Origin of the sequence: Microbulbifer sp. Q7, from assembly GCF_001639145.1 — a bacterium.
Taxonomy (GTDB): Bacteria; Pseudomonadota; Gammaproteobacteria; order Pseudomonadales; family Cellvibrionaceae; genus Microbulbifer.
Map to the genome: position 1 here is coordinate 2,261,007 of NZ_LROY01000002.1, position 18,389 is coordinate 2,279,395.

The following is an 18,389-nucleotide window of genomic DNA, read 5'->3' on the forward strand; positions in this document are numbered from 1 at the left end:
ATCAACATGAAGTACACCCATAAAATATTGGCCTCGTTATTAGTTGCCGGGGCCATCCCCTTGTCTTCCGGCGCGCTGGCCGCAGCGGATATTCTGTCTGTAGATTCCAGCCGCGCAATCCCGGATCAATATATTGTCGTCCTGAAAGACGAAGCGCGCCTGCATTCGATCAGCACCTCACAGTTTGTAACTACAGAAACCAATCGCATCGCAGCAAATGCTGGCGTTTCTGTTATGCACCAGTACGATAACGCCATACTGGGTTTTTCCATCAAGGCATCGCCGGATCAAGTCCAGAGACTGGCCGAGGACAGCTCGATTGCCTACATCGAGCAGGATCAGGTGATGTATACCAGCGCCACTCAGTCGCCGGCGACCTGGGGACTCGACCGCATCGATCAACGCCAGAGAACGCTCGACAACGCCTACACCTATGACAGTACCGGCCGCGGTGTGCATGCCTACATCATCGATACCGGGATACTGGGCTCGCATCAAGAATTCGCTGGACGCATGGGCAATGGATTCGCCGGCGTCAACGACGGCCGGGGCACCGAAGACTGTAATGGCCACGGCACCCACGTCGCAGGCACAGTGGGAGGCTCCACCTGGGGAGTGGCTAAGGATGTGACGCTGCACTCCGTACGGGTTTTTGGCTGCTCCGGAGAAACCAGCAGTTCGATCATTATTGATGCGGTCAATTGGGTCGCATCCAATCACGTTAAGCCGGCCGTCGCGAACATGAGCCTTGGTGGCGGTATCTCTACCGCACTGGACTCAGCGGTGCGCGGAGCAGTGAATCGGGGGGTTACCGTCGTGGTGGCCGCCGGTAATGATAATGCCAACGCCTGTAGTTACTCACCGGCACGCGAGAGCAGTGCCGTGACTGTTGCTTCTTCAACCTCCAGCGACAGCCGGTCGAACTTTTCCAACTGGGGATCTTGTGTTGATCTCTTCGCGCCGGGCTCAGACATCACTTCCGCATGGTGGACTGGCGCAAGTGCGACAAACACAATCAGCGGCACCTCCATGGCCTCACCACACGGTGCGGGCATGGCCGCACTGCTGCTGGAGGAAGACCCGGGCGCCTCACCTTCGACCATCGAGAGACGCATGATAGATCTGGCAACAACCGGGGCGATTAGTGGCGTCAATGGTTCGCCAAACCGACTGCTGTACACAGAGCCCGGTAACGGCGGCGGGTCATCAAGCAGCTCCGGCGGTTCATCCTCAAGCAGCTCTGGTGGTTCATCCGGCGGCGGCTCATGCAGTGCACCCCAGTACGTCGCGGGCGCCAGCTATAGTACAGGGCAAGAAGTTCAGAACCTGGGCAGCGAATACCGCTGCGACGTTGCCGGCTGGTGCTCATCGTCCGCGGCCTGGGCCTACGAGCCAGGTGCGGGCCTGCACTGGGAAACCTCCTGGACTCACCTGCGTAGCTGTGATGACAGCGGCTCTTCATCTAGCGGTGGATCGTCTAGCGGAGGCTCCGGTAGCTCGTCCGGTGGCTCTTCAAGCAGTTCCGGCGGCAGCAGCTCCGGTGGCGGCACCTGCCCAAGCATACCGACCTGGAATGCCGGGGCCGTCTACCTCAAAGGCGATCAAGTGCAAAAAGACGGTGTACGCTATGAAGCCAAGTGGTGGACGCAAGGTGATGACCCATCCAGCAACAATGGCGGCGCCGGCTCAGGCCAGCCCTGGATGTCACTGGGGGCATGTAACTAAAAACATCGATAATGGGCTACTTGGCCTGATCAAGGCCAAGTTGACCTGATACGTTTGTAAACAAGCGGCCCCGCTCATGCGGGGTCGTTTTTGTATTAGCCTCCTGCGCAACCCATTTCGGCACATCAACATCGGTAGTAAATACTGTCGTTTAGCTAACCCAAATGCTTCCGCAGAACGCCTTTCCTGAAATGTCCTTCCTGAACACCCATAAAACAAAAGGCTATCAGCGCCACACTGCTGTCCCAGCTTTTTGCTCGCCACGAAACTCTCGATACGGAGGAGGTGGCGAAACTTATAGAGGTTGTGGAGATATGGCGCGCAAGACTCATGGATATCAGCTGGTATATGCGTATGCTAAATGAGTCTATCGTCCGAGGGGCAAACCGCGGGAACGTGTGTACTGGCCGATTCTCTAGGATCATCAGATCACACATCGCTTCGGCAGTGCATGTCTGCGGCCACAGAGGAATAGCCCCCTCCTAATCCAAACTATACTCTTAAAAAAACATCATCACGGGCTTACCGCTATAATCTGCCACTCTTCGATGATACTGAGTGACGTCGCTTTACACTGCTCACCCAATCAACTGATTAAACGGTGGAATTCGTGGCCTTTCTTGGCCTACCCAAACGACTACTGTCAACCACCGAACCAATTAGTGGGGAGTAATTAGCGGATGCCTTTTTCTCCACTACTGGACTGAGAGATCGCCCGGATCCACGAAGTGCGCTAGCGGTAAGATGGATATATCTATCTGCTGAACGATCAGACGGGTGCCGGGCTCTATCGGCTGGAGCCGGTGAAATAGCAGGCGGGCGCAATGGCAACGAGGTTTTAGGTGAAATTAGCGCTGAATGTTAGCCAAGCACTAAATGTTTCCCTAGCCAATTTGACCTCCTGTGTTTAATGTTGACGCAGTACGAGGCTCACTAATTGATCAAAATGATTAATCATCTAAACGAAGAAAATTGGGCAACCCTGATGGACTGGTACAGGGTCAAGGGTAGGCACGATTTACCTTGGCGACATAAAAGCACTCCATGGTCAATATTTGTGGCTGAGAATCTTTTGAGAAGAACAAGATCAACTAGCGTGGCCGAAGTTTTCAATACTATAATTACACGCTTTCCATCACCCGAATCTGTTATTACTAACAAAAGCCACTGGCTAGAACTCACCGCCACTTTAGGCCTAGCGATAAGAGCCGACCAGTTTATTAAATCTTGCGAAATGTTGGTTAATCGACACCGGGGGCATATTCCCAAAAGGTACTCTGATCTTGTCGCTTTATCAGGTGTAGGGCACTATATAGCTAATGCGGTATTATGTTTTGGACACGGAATCCCCACTCACATTACCGATACAAACACACTAAGAATCGCCTCGAGGATCACCGGGGATAAGATCGGACAAGAGAGGCATCGGTCCCAGAGGGCCCGCTCCCTAATATCGAGATGCTTCGGAGGGGCAGCTGGCCTATCAGCCAATAGAAACTATGCTCTTCTAGATCTTGCTCACTCGATCTGCACACCATCAAAGCCAAGGTGTACACTCTGCCCTCTATCCTCCATCTGCCAATATAGATCATTGAGAAAAATTACTCCTGGCAAGGCCAAATAAACCTGGTATCCTACCTCTATTCTCACCCGCTTAATTTCGCATACATGAACATACGACGCTCTAAAAAAGTAACCATCATAGATCTCTTTGCCGGCCCTGGCGGATTAGGTGAAGGGTTTAGCAACTGCAAAAACTCTCCTTTTGAAATTGCCATGTCCGTTGAAAAAGAAGAAAACGCGCACAAGACCCTAACGCTACGATCATTTTATAGAAAACTAAAAGATAAGTCGTTATACATTGAATATGTAACTGCAAAATCAAAGTTTTCAAAAAATAAAGTGATGAAAAAAATAGAACAAACAGAGGAATGGGGAAAGGCGCTTCGCGAAACCATGGGGTCACCTCATGCCCTAGGCAATAGCACGATCTTTGAGAAATGGAAAAATGGAGAAAACCCGACAGATCAAGACTTTAAGGAAAGAACAAAAGAACAGCGAGAAATTGACAAAAGAATAAAAGAAGTATGCGAGTCAACGCGCAGGACCAGCAAGAAAACACCACTAAAGGATTGCGAACCTTTAATTGTGATTGGTGGGCCGCCGTGTCAAGCATATTCGACAATAGGGCGAGGAAGGCTCGCTGGAATCGCTGACCACAATCAGGATCATGATCAAAGATTTTTTCTATACAAAGAATACGCAGACGTCATAGAGAAAGCACGGCCGGACCTATTTGTAATGGAAAATGTATCTGGAATAGGTTCAGCAAAGCTTGCCAATGGATCTAGAATCTTCCCCGAGATCATCAAGCGTCTAGAATATCTAAAAGAGAATCCCACACCAAAGGACAAGAAAAAGTATCACATTTACTCGCTGGTAGTCAGCAAAGAGAATTTTATCGGGACAGAAGACAAACCTACAGACAAAGACTACTTGGTAAATGCAGTCGATTTTGGGGTCCCTCAAGCCAGAAAACGAGTAATCCTCCTTGGAATCAATGCGGAACATGATACTGAAAACTCTCTTTCGATGATTATGGATCCCAATGAAGCTCCTCTAGCCCCCTCGATCAGCGAAACCATTGGCTCACTCCCCCCGATTCGCAGCTCAATAAGCAAAAGAGAAGCTTCGATACGCCTCGGTGGTCAGCACTTAGACGCAACTGAAGATACCGATTCAAATTGGAACGAGATACGAAAATCAAACGTAGAATTCATACGTAAACTTGTTTCGGGGGACAGCGCGATAAAGAGAGGTGTTAGAGATATAATTGACTGGGAGAGGACTAGCGCAAGAATTGAAAAAGCTAAAAATTTAAAGCTTCCCAAGGACGCATCAGAAAAATTCATTAAGAATATCCCTCTTACACCAGAAGAAGACTCTAAAATTCTTAGAAAAAAATCTGAATACATATCTTTGATATCTGAAACTTATAAACGAATCGAAGAAAAATTAAAGACTATTGACATCTTTAGAAAAACCCATAAAGGGAGTGATTTTTATTTAAACTCAAAAAATGAAAAAGCAATTAAGAGCAAAGATGCAAAACGGTATTTCGAATTAGACAATTGGCTAACTAAAGATTTTCCCGGAACTTTCAATCATTGCGCCAAACAGCACATGCCTAAAGACATGACAAGATACATGTTCAGCGCCCTTTGGACAGACGCTAGAAAAAAGTCTCCAGTACCCAACCGAGAACCCTCACCATCCCCAACGACAAAGTTCTTTCCAAAAGAGCTGGCCTCGAAACACAAAAGCTGGTATAGCAAGAATTTTCAAGATAGGTTTAGGACGTACCCGAGCACATACAGAGCAAAAACAATTACCTCACATATGCACAAGGACGGGCACGCCAACATTCATTACGACCCTTCACAGATGCGTTCACTCACCGTTCGTGAGGCCGCGCGCATACAAACTTTCCCCGATGACTACTATTTTGAAGGAGGCCAAAGCGCTCAATACCTCCAAGTGGGGAATGCCGTACCTCCATTTCTTGCGAAGCAGATTGCAGAACATGTACTGAGAATTATGAAAATGAAAGAAATTATTTAAGCCCCCGAGAACTTGGACAACCTTCACCTAAAGTCCCATGCGGCCACACCGACACTGAACAGATTGGCAACTCGAGACGAAGATATGACTTCTCGTATCCGGGATTTAGCGAACAACTGAAAGGCAGCTCCAGCTGCCTCTATCTTGCTCTCAATCGGCCCCACGAAAGAAGCCGACATACCAGCATAAACATTTCGAAAAAAACTCTACTCTCCTCTCAATCAAAAATACTCGAGGGATATGCCAGCACGCCGGTTATATTTTTGCACATTGGACGCGAGTTAATACACCGCTCTCCTTGAAAAAGGCATCACCTTTTCCTGTCAAAGCCTCCGCCCCTGGGTCGTCCATAATCACCCGACTTTCTGTCGCACTCTTCACACGTAATGCCAGCTGAGCCGGAAGATTGGACCTAAGGTTTGTGCTGATAACTGTCGCATCCGGCTTTTGGGTCGCAATAATGACATGAATAGCAGCTTGACGAGCTTTTTGAGCAAGGCGCTTCAGATGTGCCTCAATTATTTTTTTCGTTTCAGGTTCTGATGTTAAGTCAGCGTACTCATCGAGAACAATCACCCATCGCTGTATGCGGTTCTCTTCAGAAACTTGCTCATTGTAGTCATCAATAGAGCGGACCTTGGCTTTCTTGAAGTTAGAAAATCGAACCTGCATCTCTTCAACAGCACGGGCGAGAATTTTAATCGCGTCCTCTTCGTCCCAACCTATCTCTCCATCGAGATGCTTGCACCCTGAAAATGGCTCCAGTTCCGTTCCTTTCGGATCAATCAGCTGCAAGCGCACCTCCTTTGGCGAATAATGTCCAACAATACCTGCAAGAAGTGTGTTCAGCGCCTCAGACTTACCGCTACCAGTCGTGCCTCCGATCAAAAGATGGGGCGAGTTTGACGAGGCAAAGTCAATTTCAACGATATTACCGAATCGATCCTCCCCCAACGGCACCACCAGACCTGTGACCGGACGCTGCCAGCGAGACCAGAGATCTTGCGCAGCAACAAAATATCGATCCGCATCCGATTTAGGCACATCAATAGTCACATAACCTTTATCAATGCCAAATTGCAAATCCTGAGATGATTCAAGCTCTAAAGCAAGCTTCAAAGCATCATGCTGCGCATAAAGCTTGCGCGCTTCCACACCGTTCCCAGGCTTCACTCTATAGAGAACTGACGCAGGCCCCTCTATAGCATGGTCAACATCAGCCAACGTTCTATTAACATTAATTCCAAATCGTCCAAAAGTGTCCAGTATTATCTGGTACCGACGATCAAGCTCAAGCCATCCAAGGCGGCCTCGATCGCAAGGACCACCTGTATTTCCCTCTAAATTAACAAGCGCATCCTCACTAGGCTCAGTTCCACTACTGTCAACCTGAGAAGCAGGTACAGGTGGCTCATAAACGTGGACTCGGGCTTCCTCATCATTCCCATCCTTAGAGATAAATGAAGACCTCTGCTTGTCTAGTCTTTTTAATTGAGCCGCTTCCTTTTCATTCTCTAGCGCAAGAGACGCAGGCGCGGGAGGACCGTCCAAAAGCGCACTTCCACCTGTCTTAACAACCTGAACCCGAGGGTCTGCCTCATAAACTTGAACCGTCATACTTCTAGAGTGTGAGTACTCGCAAATGGAATATAGCCCACCGATGTTTACTGAAGAAAAATCACCTTCGCGAAAACGGCTTCTTATCTCATCCGATACCTTCGAAGATCGCAGGTTCAAATTTGAGTCCGACGAAGACTGAATAACAAGCGCATCTTCGCTCACGGTATCTACAGCTGACAGAAGTGAGTCCCTCCATAACTTCCCATCCATTGCATCCTGCTCTTCAACCTTCGGAAAGATCGAATCGAACATTTTCAAAGTCTTGAGTACTTGTTCCGCTCCGTGAGCTTCATAGCCCGAGCGCCTCAACTTACTCTCCAGAACGAGAACATCCACCGAAAGAGAATCATCCACAAGGTTTACCGCAAGTCTGACCATGTCTGCTCGCATTGAAGTTGCCGAAACGAACCATTCCGGATGCTCATCGAGCGAAATCCAAGCGATAAAACCATCAGTGATAGATAGTGGAACTATGCGATCAGCGACCTGTCTCGCAATACTCAAGCCAAGAACTTCTTCCGTCACCCGCGATATACCTAAGGCATCTAGGGTCAACCTGGGAGAAATCTGTCTAGCTTCTTCGTAGATTTTGTTAGCAAGAAAATGCGCTTGGCGCTCCGCAAGTCCTGTGCGACCTATCGATGCCGCCACTCTTTTTAACTTACGAGTCAAACGATCTGTAATAAATTGTCGTCCAGCATTTGACGATACGATTAGAGTGAATAATCCTCCCGGCCCGATTTTATCCCGTATAGAAAGCACTGCTGGGCGTGTTTCAAGCTTCTCAATCTGCTCCCGCGTGATATGCCGCTCTATAGTGATGACCCAATGCGAGCACTTATGGAGTACTCCGAAGAAACGCGCTGCATTATGGAAATTGATTCTCAAGTCGATAAAATCGGTCGCTTCTGGACGATCGGAAGCAACCGGGCTTTTCCGATCATGCCTAACTACCAAGGTCGACCAGTCAGCAAGAGCAATATCAGGTACTTGAGGCCTCAGAGATACCCACAAGGCAGAAGATCCAGCGCCCGAGGCGATATAAGTTGGATCATCGAGAAGAGGATCAAATTTCCCGGTGACTCCTGATTGGTCTTCGGTTTTAGTATCTTGGATTATATTGTCGTCGAGGAACTGAGGCACAATCGCCAGATCAAAGATCTGCCCGTCCAAAGCCGCATCCGCATCTTCTTTCACTTTATCGAGATCGTGAAAATTCAGTTGTACGGGCGGGAAAAGTGCTCCGTCACCAGCGAGACGATTATCCGTATCAACAAGTTCAAACTGACGTGCCGACTCTTGCCAACAGCTCTTAGGGGCGACAAAATCGATAGTCATAGCAAGGTTCTTAAATTCAGCTTTTCTGACCGCTTGGACCAAATCTGCGGGTAGAGAACTTGCTTCACTACTTACAACGAGAATTTTAAGACCATCTGCCTTGTAAGGGTGAGAATGGAGGTATGCCGTAATCTGTCGACCGACTTCACTAATGATACTTGCATGGATTTTTCCAGCCGAAACAGTGCCTCCGGACGAACTGTTAGGCTGAAAACTTTCCGCCCATCCTCTTTCGCCGGCGGCGAAAAGTATATGTCCTTCTGTCGATGTAAGGATAGGCGGTTGCTGATGAGGAGAAAGCCCTTGGATCCAGCTAAGGTACAGTGTCTCGTTTTGCTCATTTAACCGCAACGACCCTTCAATTGCATCAGCTGCAAGATCTTTCGATTTCGCAAGGTACGCTGCCATCCATCTAAGTTTCAGCGGGTGAGACTGGAGCATGAGTACACGGTCGCCGTCAAATTCCTGCACGCAGTCCGCATTCAAAAACTCAACCATGCCACTTGGGACGTGCCCCTCGGGTATAAAAGATGTTCGCGCCTCAGCAAGAAGGGTCGACCACTCGTCAAATACATCATTCAAAAGCCCAGAAGAAAGGCCGTTTTTTTCAACCTCAGCCCTGAAGTTCGACCGAATATCTACTAAGCGGCTAATCACAGGATGATGTAGCACTTCTTCACTTATGGGCCTAGCTCTCCCATTTTTAAATGGCAGAAGGCGATGGACTACCTCCTCGATCCACGCTTCACCAGTTGGGCTCAAAGGTGCATAAGACTCTTTTATTAAATCGTTCCGATCCTCCCCACAGACGGATATCCAGAATAGCGCTAGATAATGCAGATCTCTTGGCAGCCATTCGACTGTCACTTCACTATCAAGCTCTACCTCATCTTCAGTATTCACTAGCACGAACTCGAGAGGAACCGGAAGCCAAATCACTCCCTCATCTTCTTCAGATGACCCAGCTTCCGAGCTCTCGATCTCCGGATCAATTTCCTCTTTTAGGTGAGGGACGGGAATCTGCCTAGTTAGAGAAGTATCGATATTCAGCGAGACTGACCCGAGGCCATCTGCAAGCGAACTAGATATTTCCAACAGCGATTGACCATAGAGAAATGCAAATAGGCCAAGGGAGGGCGTGTGACGCTCAGATGTAGCTGCACTAGTACGAATATCGATCCGGAGCGAGCCACCATCAAAACTCGTACGCGCACGAAAATCCGAAGCGACCTGGGATAATTTTATCAGGGGGTTCTCGATCCGCTCTACTGCAGGTGAAGCGAGCTTTTCGACCATGCGAAGCGTCTGTTTCGAAAGAAGGTCTTTCAAAGGAAGGATACTAGCTTCAGAGGCCTCACTCTCAAGGAACCTGCGGGCATCATCCGGCGATCGATTATCCAAACCACCCTCAACAGACAGCTCGTCGAATTCAGACTTCCTCGAAGGATCACTGTGGACAATGTCACCCGCCACTCGCTGACCAAGAGGCAACCCTTTCACATCTTTTCTAAAAACCTGCTCAAAGATCCTATACGGAATCCTTTCTCGCCTCTCGCGGGACGGCCCTCGACAGTATTCGGCGCAACTCTCTCTCCAGTAGGCCTGCAACCCGGCTTCGTATTGCACACCTTCTTCATCTTCGAATTTCGTACGAACACAATCCTGCGCAGCTTTTTCTGGGTCAAGATCTGAAGAGGTAGAGGCAGCAAGTTCGGATCTCAGCAGATTGAGAGAAAGACGGCGCGCCACATTGCCAGGATCTTTGCGCCAAGCTTCATCCGGGAACATGTCGAGATGCACCAAGCATCTTCCGACTAACGCATTTATTTCCTCCGGTGAGTAGGCACTTGATACCGTGACAACTTCCTTTGAAACTGCAAGTAAAAAGCCGGCAAACTTTCTTACTGGAATAGGGACTCCAACAGAATTTAGCTCCCGCAGGACCTCTACAAGTCGATCCCTAAGCAGCTCGTATCCCTCTGCCTTGGGCGAACCTTCAAATAGAAGTGCCTGCCTGAACATCTCCTCGGGAACCAAGAACTTGCCATCCTCGTCGAATGTGCCATCGAGAAAATTGACATCTCTAAGGGTAAATAGGTTTTTCAGACCTTGCTCGTCACTTTCCTCTTTCGTTTCAATATAAACGAGCCCGTGATCATTATTATTACGATAATACGTGATCGAATGATCCGGGTCAGCCCTAAACTCAGAGGGAAAATCCTGATGAGAATCACTAGCAACGAGAAGCGTAACACGGCCCAGCCCCCATTCGGTACGACGACGCTTCCATACTTCCAAGAACGCCAGTGCTTCATGCCTAGTGAGATTCTTTAGTCTAAAAGAATTTCGATCGGCACTGTCATTTGCTAAAAAGCTACGAGCGACGATCACGAAGGCTGTATTGCCTATAATGCTTTCGATTCCAATCATCAATAAATCCAATTACAAAGCTGTTCTTGGGCTAACCATTCGTGTAGCGTCAGAATACTGTGTTACTAATCCGGCGGCGATCATCTGAAGCGCTAATTGCGCCTCATTCTCTTCAAAAATACTCGCATCAATTGAATTAATAAGGCCTGACAGCTCTGCGGCACCACGTCCAACAGTAATACCAAGCCGGCCGTAGAGCACATCATCAACAAATCTCTCGAAAGGCATCTCCTTGTCCGCCGGAATGGTAGCTAGCACAATCATTTCCAAGGCATCGACGGACAATGTAAAATGCTTTCGACCACGCCACGCATTCAAGATGCCATTTGCTGCGGCTGTGGCCCAGAAGAAACTTCGGATTTTGTTACGCTGGGCATTTGCTATATTTGGCTCTACCTTCTCTACGGCATCTACAATATTACTCAGGACTTCTTGCAGACAACGCTGAGCCACTCGCCGTAGCTGAGGACTACTCGCTCCGCAGTCACAGATGATGTTCCCTTCATCTAGGCCAAGGCTAAATCTTGCTCGCTTATTTTGCATTAAAACAAGCCAGAGCGCTGTCCACCCCATAACGGCTCGAACCTTTGCCACAGAAGTCGCTCCGTCCTGCTCCAAAATATTGAGAATTCCGTCGCAATAAACACTCTCAAATTCATCGATATTGGCTCGAGTGGCATTTGCGATTTCGTCCAACCGAGGCTCTTCGTCTTTTTTACTCTGATCGTTAATGAATGCGGCAAGAATTTCTAGCGGGCTTTCAATAGTTGGCGAATAAAGTCGATTAAAGCCGGCAATAATGCGTTGTAGGCGATCTGTATTAGGATCAGACCTAAGGATTTTGAAGGCGAGAGCACCGCCACCGCGAAGATAGAGGCGCTCTAATTTTATGCGTCCGCTTCTATCCCTCGCATCCCAGTGAATGAGCGACGGCGTATAAGGAAAGAAATGTGCTCGTGACCATTTCGGCTCCTTGGTGCCACTAGGAATTTCCAATTGGAGACAGCGAAGGAGCTCTCTTAGTGCATCCTCTGCGGAGGCATCGTCAAGAAGCACATCATGTCGTCGCGGGTCACTTTTAAAGTCGCTGTCCCAGACAAGTTTTCTGCCAAAATCATGCGATCGACGCCTTATTTTAACGACATCACCTACGGCAAAAGAATTCTCTTCCTCGCCGCAGTATATGAAGTTCAATAATTCAAGGCCGGGGTAATGCCCGGCAGCATCGAAATCTAGCACTCCCCCGAACAGTTCACGTGAAACTTCAGGACCTTTTCGCACTCTTTGTACTGGATTATTCTTCATGGTCACGGTTCCCCATTTAGCCCCCAGTACTAACTTGGATAGTACTACCGTCAATTGAGATGGTCTGAGTGCGGCCGTTTCTAACTAAACTTATTTGATCCGAGTTTGTATGCGCTGATTGTGCGATACGCCCGAGAAAGCTTGTTACGCGTCGAATATCGTGCTCGTAGAATTTTGTAGGTACATGCCCTGCCGCCGCCCTCAGAATACAGTCGAAAGTCATCATATCGAGCAAGAGATCATGTGAATCGCCCTGCTGATCAACGACCCTTAAAACCACATGACGATCGATCCAGTCGACACTTTTCTTCAGGTGGTAGTCAACTTCTTCGCTATCCCCCCATTTTTCTGAAAGCCTCAAAAGCTCGACATTCGAAGGGTTAATTCTAGCGGCAAGTATCGCTGTTCCTGACATCGACCGTCCAAATGCAGGATCAACCAAGTGGAGTGTCGGCGTCTGCTCGGAGAACTGAAATCCCTGAATATGGTGTAACCCAGCAATTACTTTTTTCTTTAAGATAGCTTGCGCAGCCCCTCCCATCTGGCCATCGATAATAGAAAGAAAATCGGCACCGTATGGGAATCCCAGATACGCCATATCCAATGCGCTATTTCCTATACCATCTACGTAGGCGCGACGCCTAAGGGCCCTAACTACGCGCGTGACATTTTCTGCCTCACTTGCTCTTTGTTTCTTATTCCGGGGGTCTCCGATAATCTCATCAATTCCGTCTGCGGCATCGATTAGATCTTCACCAGACGTAGAAGGTGCAGGAAATTGCAGGTCCAGCTCGCCAAGGCAGAAAATCCCTTGCTGATTGACAATTCTCTCATCAACCTCTCGGAATGCTCTTTTTCCGGGATCAAGCTTCGCAAGTTGCTGCATCAGCGGTAGGCGTTTTAACTGCTCTTTTGGTAGGGAGCTTGGAGCTTCGAAAGCGAGATTGTAAAATGCGTAAGCCTGCTGCCAGCCCTCTCTGCGCCCCCTTTTCAGCCTGTGGACATCGTCACACTTCAGCCCCCCAGTCAAGAGATATGCAAATGCCATTAGCATATCCCGGATAGTTATGACATACCCTATCCGCTCTAAAGTCGCAAATAGGAGACGTAACTTCGCCTTTCTGGTTGCAGCCTTACCTTGCGCCACCCGCTCAGAGAGCATTTCCCTGTTGCGAATTATCGGACAGGCCTCTCTGGCGTCACAGTCATTGCAGCTTCGCCACCTTTTGCCCGATGTCCAGTCACGAAGAGCCAGGTCTCCTAGAGAATGGCCGCCTAATCCTGCGGCGGTTGACTGGTAATTGAGGTTCACAATATGGATCCCCCCATCGCGGCTCGCCTGTCCTCGATCAAAGGACAACTCGAAACTTTTCAGAAGCTCTGCACAACGCGACCCCGCACTTTTAGAGGCCAGAACCGCTCGAAAACGCCCCTCATTCGCGCAGATTATGGTAACCACACCCTCGCCGCTTGGCTCTTCGAGTAATTTAGCGGCAATCTCCGGGGCAAATTCTGAAAAGTCTTTAAATATGCGCAAGGCACGTGAATTACTAATTCCCGCTTTCGCCCGAATCACTTGTTTGCCGTCGCAGGCCTCATTGATTAAATTCCGGGCCTCTTCCTCACTATAGCCAAGAGCGCTCTCGATAACTCTTCGACACAGATGCGTTTTGCCGTGACCCGCATCACCAGTCAGAACAATGACACCTGCACCGGACTCCACGGCATCCGATACATAGCTGTATGCAACCGTATCTAGATTGAGCGAGTCACCCGCGACTTGGTACTCTTCGTAAATCTGGTCGTGTGAAGGGTCAAACGGCAAAAATCTAGCCATCCGGTACACGTGAGGGTTTTTATTTTCTGACAATCCACTGCTCCAGTATGTGGGCACTTGCCCCCGAATTACTATTTACAGGTTATAGGCTAATTTAGTGTAACAACGGCCTCCAAGAACTAGATCATAGTACGTAACTAATCTTCGGCGACGCAAGAACTTCCAACCTAAGATTTATGGATAATTTTTAATCGTACTATGGAGAGGGGCGCGCAGAAAACATCAGATCAACCACCTAAAAATGATTGAAATCAAGTGGGCCTCATAGCATCCCGCTTAACTAGCGTGCGTCCCAGCTCAGGCTACACTCAGCTCGCCGAGCCCAAGCCGATTATCATCTTCAATAACTGAGGTACCTAGTTATAGGTTAAGCCAGCAGACTCCACGTACAACGGTATAGCCCGCGTGAGTCTCATCTCACGAATCGATCGAGCGCAAAACAGTCTAAGGTAAGAGCCATAGGTACGACCGTTAGATAAGCCAAAGGCGGAAGGTAAGCAGCCCGATAATCCGTACACACCACTTAGATTAGCGATTATGTGAGGCACCGGCTTCATAAAGCGAACACTAAAATATCGAATGCCTCTAAATATTAGTGGTCTTAGGTATTGCGGTGTTATCTCTCTGATGAGAAGAAGGGTGGGAAAGTAAAACAAAAGTGGCGAGCAATAAAATTGTTCGGGGCAAGAAACACAAAAGCCCCGCATTGCGGGGCTTTCGAAAGGATACCGGATCAAGCCGGCTTTCAATGTGGTGCCCAGGGCGGGACTTGAACCCGCACGAGCATAGCTCACTACCCCCTCAAGATAGCGTGTCTACCAATTCCACCACCTGGGCAAAAACTTTACAGTTTTTGATTTCGCCTTGCGGCTTACTGAGGCTGTTCCTCAGTCTCTTCGCTGCCGGCTTCTGGCAGTTCAGCCTGAGGGGCTTCTTCTGCTGCTGGCAGGTCGTCTGCGGCCGGGGCTTGTTCCTGAAGCTCAGGAATGTCGCTTTCGGTCGCTGCCGGTCCGCGGGATTCTACCGCTGCCGGTACTTGCGGGATACCTTCGATATCCGGTGCTGCACCGCGGCTGGCGAGGACGGCCAGGCCGAAGCTGGTGACGAAGAATACCGTCGCCATAATTGCAGTCAAGCGGGAAAAGAAATTTCCGCTGCCTTGGCTGCCGAATACGGTGTTAGACGCGCCGGCACCAAAGGAGGCGCCTGCTTCCGCACCCTTGCCCTGTTGCATCAGGATCAGGCCGATGATGCTCAGTGCGGTGAGGATGTGTACGATTAGTACCAGTTTTTCCATTGTCCAGAAAACCTGCTGTCGGGCGTTCGCCCTTGCTCAAAAATTTATTGCTGCGCTCAGTCTGCGGCGCAGCAAATCTGAATAAACTCTTCTGCCTTCAGTGAGGCACCGCCTACCAGCGCACCATCAATATCGGGCTTGGCAAACAGTTCTGCGGCATTGGCCGCTTTGACGCTGCCTCCGTAGAGGATTTGCGTCTCGCCACCGGCTTCGCCCAGCTGCTGGCGAATGAACTGGTGCACTTCCTGCGCCTGCTCCGGGCTGGCGGTTTTGCCGGTGCCGATGGCCCACACGGGTTCATAGGCGACGACGGCATTCTGCCAGGTATCCGGCAGGCCCAGGGCGACAATCGCCTGAATCTGCTCGGCCACCACTTCCAGCGTTTTGCCGGCTTCCCGCTCTTCGAGGGACTCGCCCACGCAGAGGATCGGGATCAGGCCTGCCGCTTTGGCGGCGGCATACTTGGCGGCGACCAGTGCGCTGCTTTCACCATACAGGCTGCGACGCTCCGAGTGGCCGACGATGGCGTAACGTGCGCCGCAGTCCAGCAACATCTCTGCGGACACTTCACCGGTGTAGGCACCGGAGGGCTGCTCGCTGAGGTTTTGCGCCCCCAGTTGGGCCTGGCCGATGCTGCCTGCGACGACGCCCAGATAGGGGTACGGCGGGCAAATAACGACCTGCGCGGAGCACTCGCGGGACTTGAGTCCGTTGTTCAGCTCGGCCAACAGTTGCTCGGCAAACGCTTTGGTGCCGTGCATTTTCCAGTTGGCAGCTACCAGGGTTTTACGCATGGGTGCTCCTCCAAGGGGCGCAAATCTTAGCGGTATTGCCGGTAACATACAACCAGCGTTTCCGGATATTTATGGATTTTTGTATTGGTTTTTCTGTTGATTAATCAAGGGCTTCCGGTGGCTTTCACTGGGGATGAGCGCCACCGGGGACGCGTCAGGCGTTGCCGACGCGCTCCACCACCTTGGCGATATCGCCCGCCAGTTGCTGGACGACTTCTGGGTCTTTGCCCTCAACCATGACCCGGATCAGGGGTTCGGTTCCGGATGGGCGCAGCAGTACGCGGCCACTGCCCGCCAGCTTGGTCTCCACCTGGGTGACTGCGTCCTGCACATCGCTGTGCTCCAGTACCCCGTCACGGCTGGCCAGGCGCACATTGATCATGTGCTGGGGCAGCATTTCCATTTTGCCGGTGAGCTGGTGCAGCGGTTCACCGAAGTCACTGACCGCGCGCAGTACCTGCAGCGCGGAGATGATGCCGTCGCCGGTGGTGGTGACGTCGGTACACACGATATGCCCGGAGGATTCCCCGCCCAGGGTCCAGCCGTTCTTGTACATCTGCTCCAGCACATAGCGGTCGCCCACTTTGGCGCGGGCGAAGGGAATGGCGCGGTCTTGCAGGGCCAGCTCGAAGCCGTAGTTGCTCATCTGAGTGCCCACTACGCCGCTGCAGCCGCCGAGGAACTGCTGGCGGTGGATGGCGATCAGGAACAGCAGCTGGTCACCGTCGACCAGGTTGCCGTGCTTGTCGACAAACATGACCCGGTCGCCGTCACCATCAAAGGCGATCCCCAGGTCGGCGCCGCGCTCGACCACCTCTTTCTGCAGTTGCTGGGGCTTGGTGGAGCCGCATTCCAGATTGATATTGACGCCGTCTGGCTGGATACCGATGGCGTGCACCTCAGCCTCCAGTTCGCGGAAGACCTTGGGCGCGATGTGGTAGGTGGCGCCGTTGGCGCAGTCGAGCACGATATTGAGCCCCTGCAGGGAATAGCGCCAGGGGGTGCTGGCCTTACAGAATTCGATATAGCGGCCCACGGCATCGTCGATACGCCAGGCCTTGCCCAGGTCTTTGGCGGTCTCCATGGGCAGGTCGAGGGCGGCTTCGATCTCGGCTTCCACGTGGTCCGGCAGTTTGCTGCCGTCGGCGCTGAAGAACTTGATACCGTTGTCCTGGTACGGGTTGTGCGAGGCGCTGATGACGATGCCCGCTTGGGCGTGGAAGGTACGGGTGAGGTAGGCGATGGCCGGGGTGGGCATGGGGCCGAGCAGGCCCACATCAACGCCGGCATTGATCAGGCCGGCTTCCAGGGCGGCCTCAAACATGTACCCGGAGACGCGGGTGTCTTTGCCGATCAGGATGCGGCTGCGGCCGCTGCCGGTTCTGGCACCGAGTACTTTGCCAGCGGCGTAGCCGAGGCGCAGCATGAAATCCGGAGTGATGGCTCCCTCACCTACCAGGCCACGGATACCGTCGGTGCCAAAATATTTTCTGCTCATCATACAACTCGTTGTCAATTACTAACTTTTATCAGGCGCAGTCTACAAGCTCGCGCATTTTAAGCACATCTGCGGTGGCTGCCACATCGTGGACCCGAATGATGCGGGCACCGCGCTGGGCCGACAGCAGGGCGAGAGCGAGGCTGCCGGGCAGGCGCTCTTCTACCTCGCGGCCCAGCAGGCGGCCGATCATGGATTTACGTGACAGCCCCACCAGCAGGGGGATGTCCGCCGGCGCCAACTCCGCCAAGCTGCGCAGCAGCGCCAGGTTGTGCTCATCGTTCTTGCCGAAACCAAAGCCCGGGTCGTAGATCACCCGCGCACGGTCGATTCCGGCATCGATGCAGGCGGCCAGCCGCTGATCGAGATACTCGCGCACTTCGGCAACCACATCGCTGTATTCAGGCTTGGCCTGCATGGTGCCGGGCTGCCCCTGCATATGCATCAGGCAGACGGGCAGCTTGGTGGCCGCGGCGGCCTGCAGTGCGCCGGGGCGGGTCAGCGCCCGCACATCGTTGATCAGGCCGGCGCCGACCGCGGCGGACTCGCGGATGACCGCGGCAGTGCTTGTATCCACTGATATAACCACGTCCAGACGCTGGCTGATGGCCTCCACCACCGGTACGACCCGCGCCAGCTCCTCTTCTTCTGATACCGGCTCGGCACCCGGGCGGGTGGACTCGCCACCGATATCCAGGATCGCAGCCCCGTCGCGCACCATTTGCTCCGCACGGTGCAGCACCAGATCGAGGTTCAGATCGCCGCCCGCGTAGTAGCTGCCACCGTCGGAAAAGGAGTCGGGGGTGGTGTTGAGAATGCCCATCACCCGTGGGCGGGACAAATCCAGTGTGCGGGTTCCGCAGTGCAACTTCATAGGCGAGACAGGCGATCTAGATGAAAGAGGAAATAAACAGAGGGTAAACA

10 protein-coding genes and 1 tRNA gene are annotated in these 18,389 nt (G+C 51.3%); 3 read left to right on the top strand and 8 right to left on the bottom strand.

Annotation, left to right across the window (positions count from 1 at the left end; genetic code table 11):
• Positions 1 to 6 precede the first annotated feature (6 nt).
• The 3 genes from AU182_RS15020 to dcm all read left to right on the top strand — a co-directional run bounded on the left by AU182_RS15020 (position 7) and on the right by dcm (position 5,346).
• A complete protein-coding gene (locus AU182_RS15020) occupies positions 7 to 1,725 on the top strand; it encodes a S8 family serine peptidase (RefSeq protein ID WP_153039245.1) in 1,719 nt (572 codons plus the stop codon).
• Positions 1,726 to 2,959: 1,234 nt separating this feature from the next.
• Positions 2,960 to 3,349, top strand: coding sequence for a hypothetical protein (locus AU182_RS16935; protein ID WP_227718322.1), 390 nt, complete (start codon positions 2,960 to 2,962; stop codon positions 3,347 to 3,349).
• Between the two features lie 44 nt (positions 3,350 to 3,393).
• Positions 3,394 to 5,346: a DNA (cytosine-5-)-methyltransferase gene (dcm, locus tag AU182_RS15025; RefSeq protein WP_082859465.1), complete on the top strand. Its 1,953-nt coding sequence runs from the start codon at positions 3,394 to 3,396 to the stop codon at positions 5,344 to 5,346.
• Positions 5,347 to 5,601: 255 nt separating this feature from the next.
• Here dcm and AU182_RS15030 read toward each other — a convergent pair whose 3' ends face one another.
• The 8 genes from AU182_RS15030 to folP form a co-directional block, all read right to left on the bottom strand.
• Positions 5,602 to 10,734: an FtsK/SpoIIIE domain-containing protein gene (locus AU182_RS15030; RefSeq protein WP_227718291.1), complete on the bottom strand. Its 5,133-nt coding sequence runs from the start codon at positions 10,732 to 10,734 to the stop codon at positions 5,602 to 5,604.
• Between the two features lie 12 nt (positions 10,735 to 10,746).
• Complete coding sequence (locus AU182_RS15035) at positions 10,747 to 12,039, bottom strand: hypothetical protein (RefSeq protein ID WP_066966984.1); 1,293 nt, start codon at positions 12,037 to 12,039, stop codon at positions 10,747 to 10,749.
• Positions 12,040 to 12,055: 16 nt separating this feature from the next.
• Positions 12,056 to 13,909 carry a hypothetical protein gene (locus tag AU182_RS15040; protein WP_153039247.1) on the bottom strand — a complete coding sequence of 618 codons (1,854 nt, stop codon included), beginning with the start codon at positions 13,907 to 13,909 and terminating at the stop codon, positions 12,056 to 12,058.
• 718 nt (positions 13,910 to 14,627) lie between these two features.
• Positions 14,628 to 14,713 (bottom strand) — tRNA-Leu (locus AU182_RS15045).
• A 34-nt stretch (positions 14,714 to 14,747) separates the two neighbouring features.
• Complete coding sequence (gene secG, locus AU182_RS15050) at positions 14,748 to 15,173, bottom strand: preprotein translocase subunit SecG (protein WP_066966990.1); 426 nt, start codon at positions 15,171 to 15,173, stop codon at positions 14,748 to 14,750.
• 56 nt (positions 15,174 to 15,229) lie between these two features.
• Positions 15,230 to 15,967 (bottom strand): triose-phosphate isomerase, encoded by a 738-nt coding sequence (tpiA, locus tag AU182_RS15055; RefSeq protein WP_066966993.1) that lies wholly within the window; start codon positions 15,965 to 15,967, stop codon positions 15,230 to 15,232.
• A gap of 154 nt (positions 15,968 to 16,121) precedes the next feature.
• On the bottom strand, positions 16,122 to 17,465 hold the full coding sequence (gene glmM, locus AU182_RS15060) for a phosphoglucosamine mutase (protein WP_066968242.1): 1,344 nt from the start codon (positions 17,463 to 17,465) through the stop codon (positions 16,122 to 16,124).
• Positions 17,466 to 17,496: 31 nt separating this feature from the next.
• Positions 17,497 to 18,339: a dihydropteroate synthase gene (gene folP, locus AU182_RS15065; RefSeq protein WP_066966995.1), complete on the bottom strand. Its 843-nt coding sequence runs from the start codon at positions 18,337 to 18,339 to the stop codon at positions 17,497 to 17,499.
• Positions 18,340 to 18,389 lie beyond the last annotated feature (50 nt).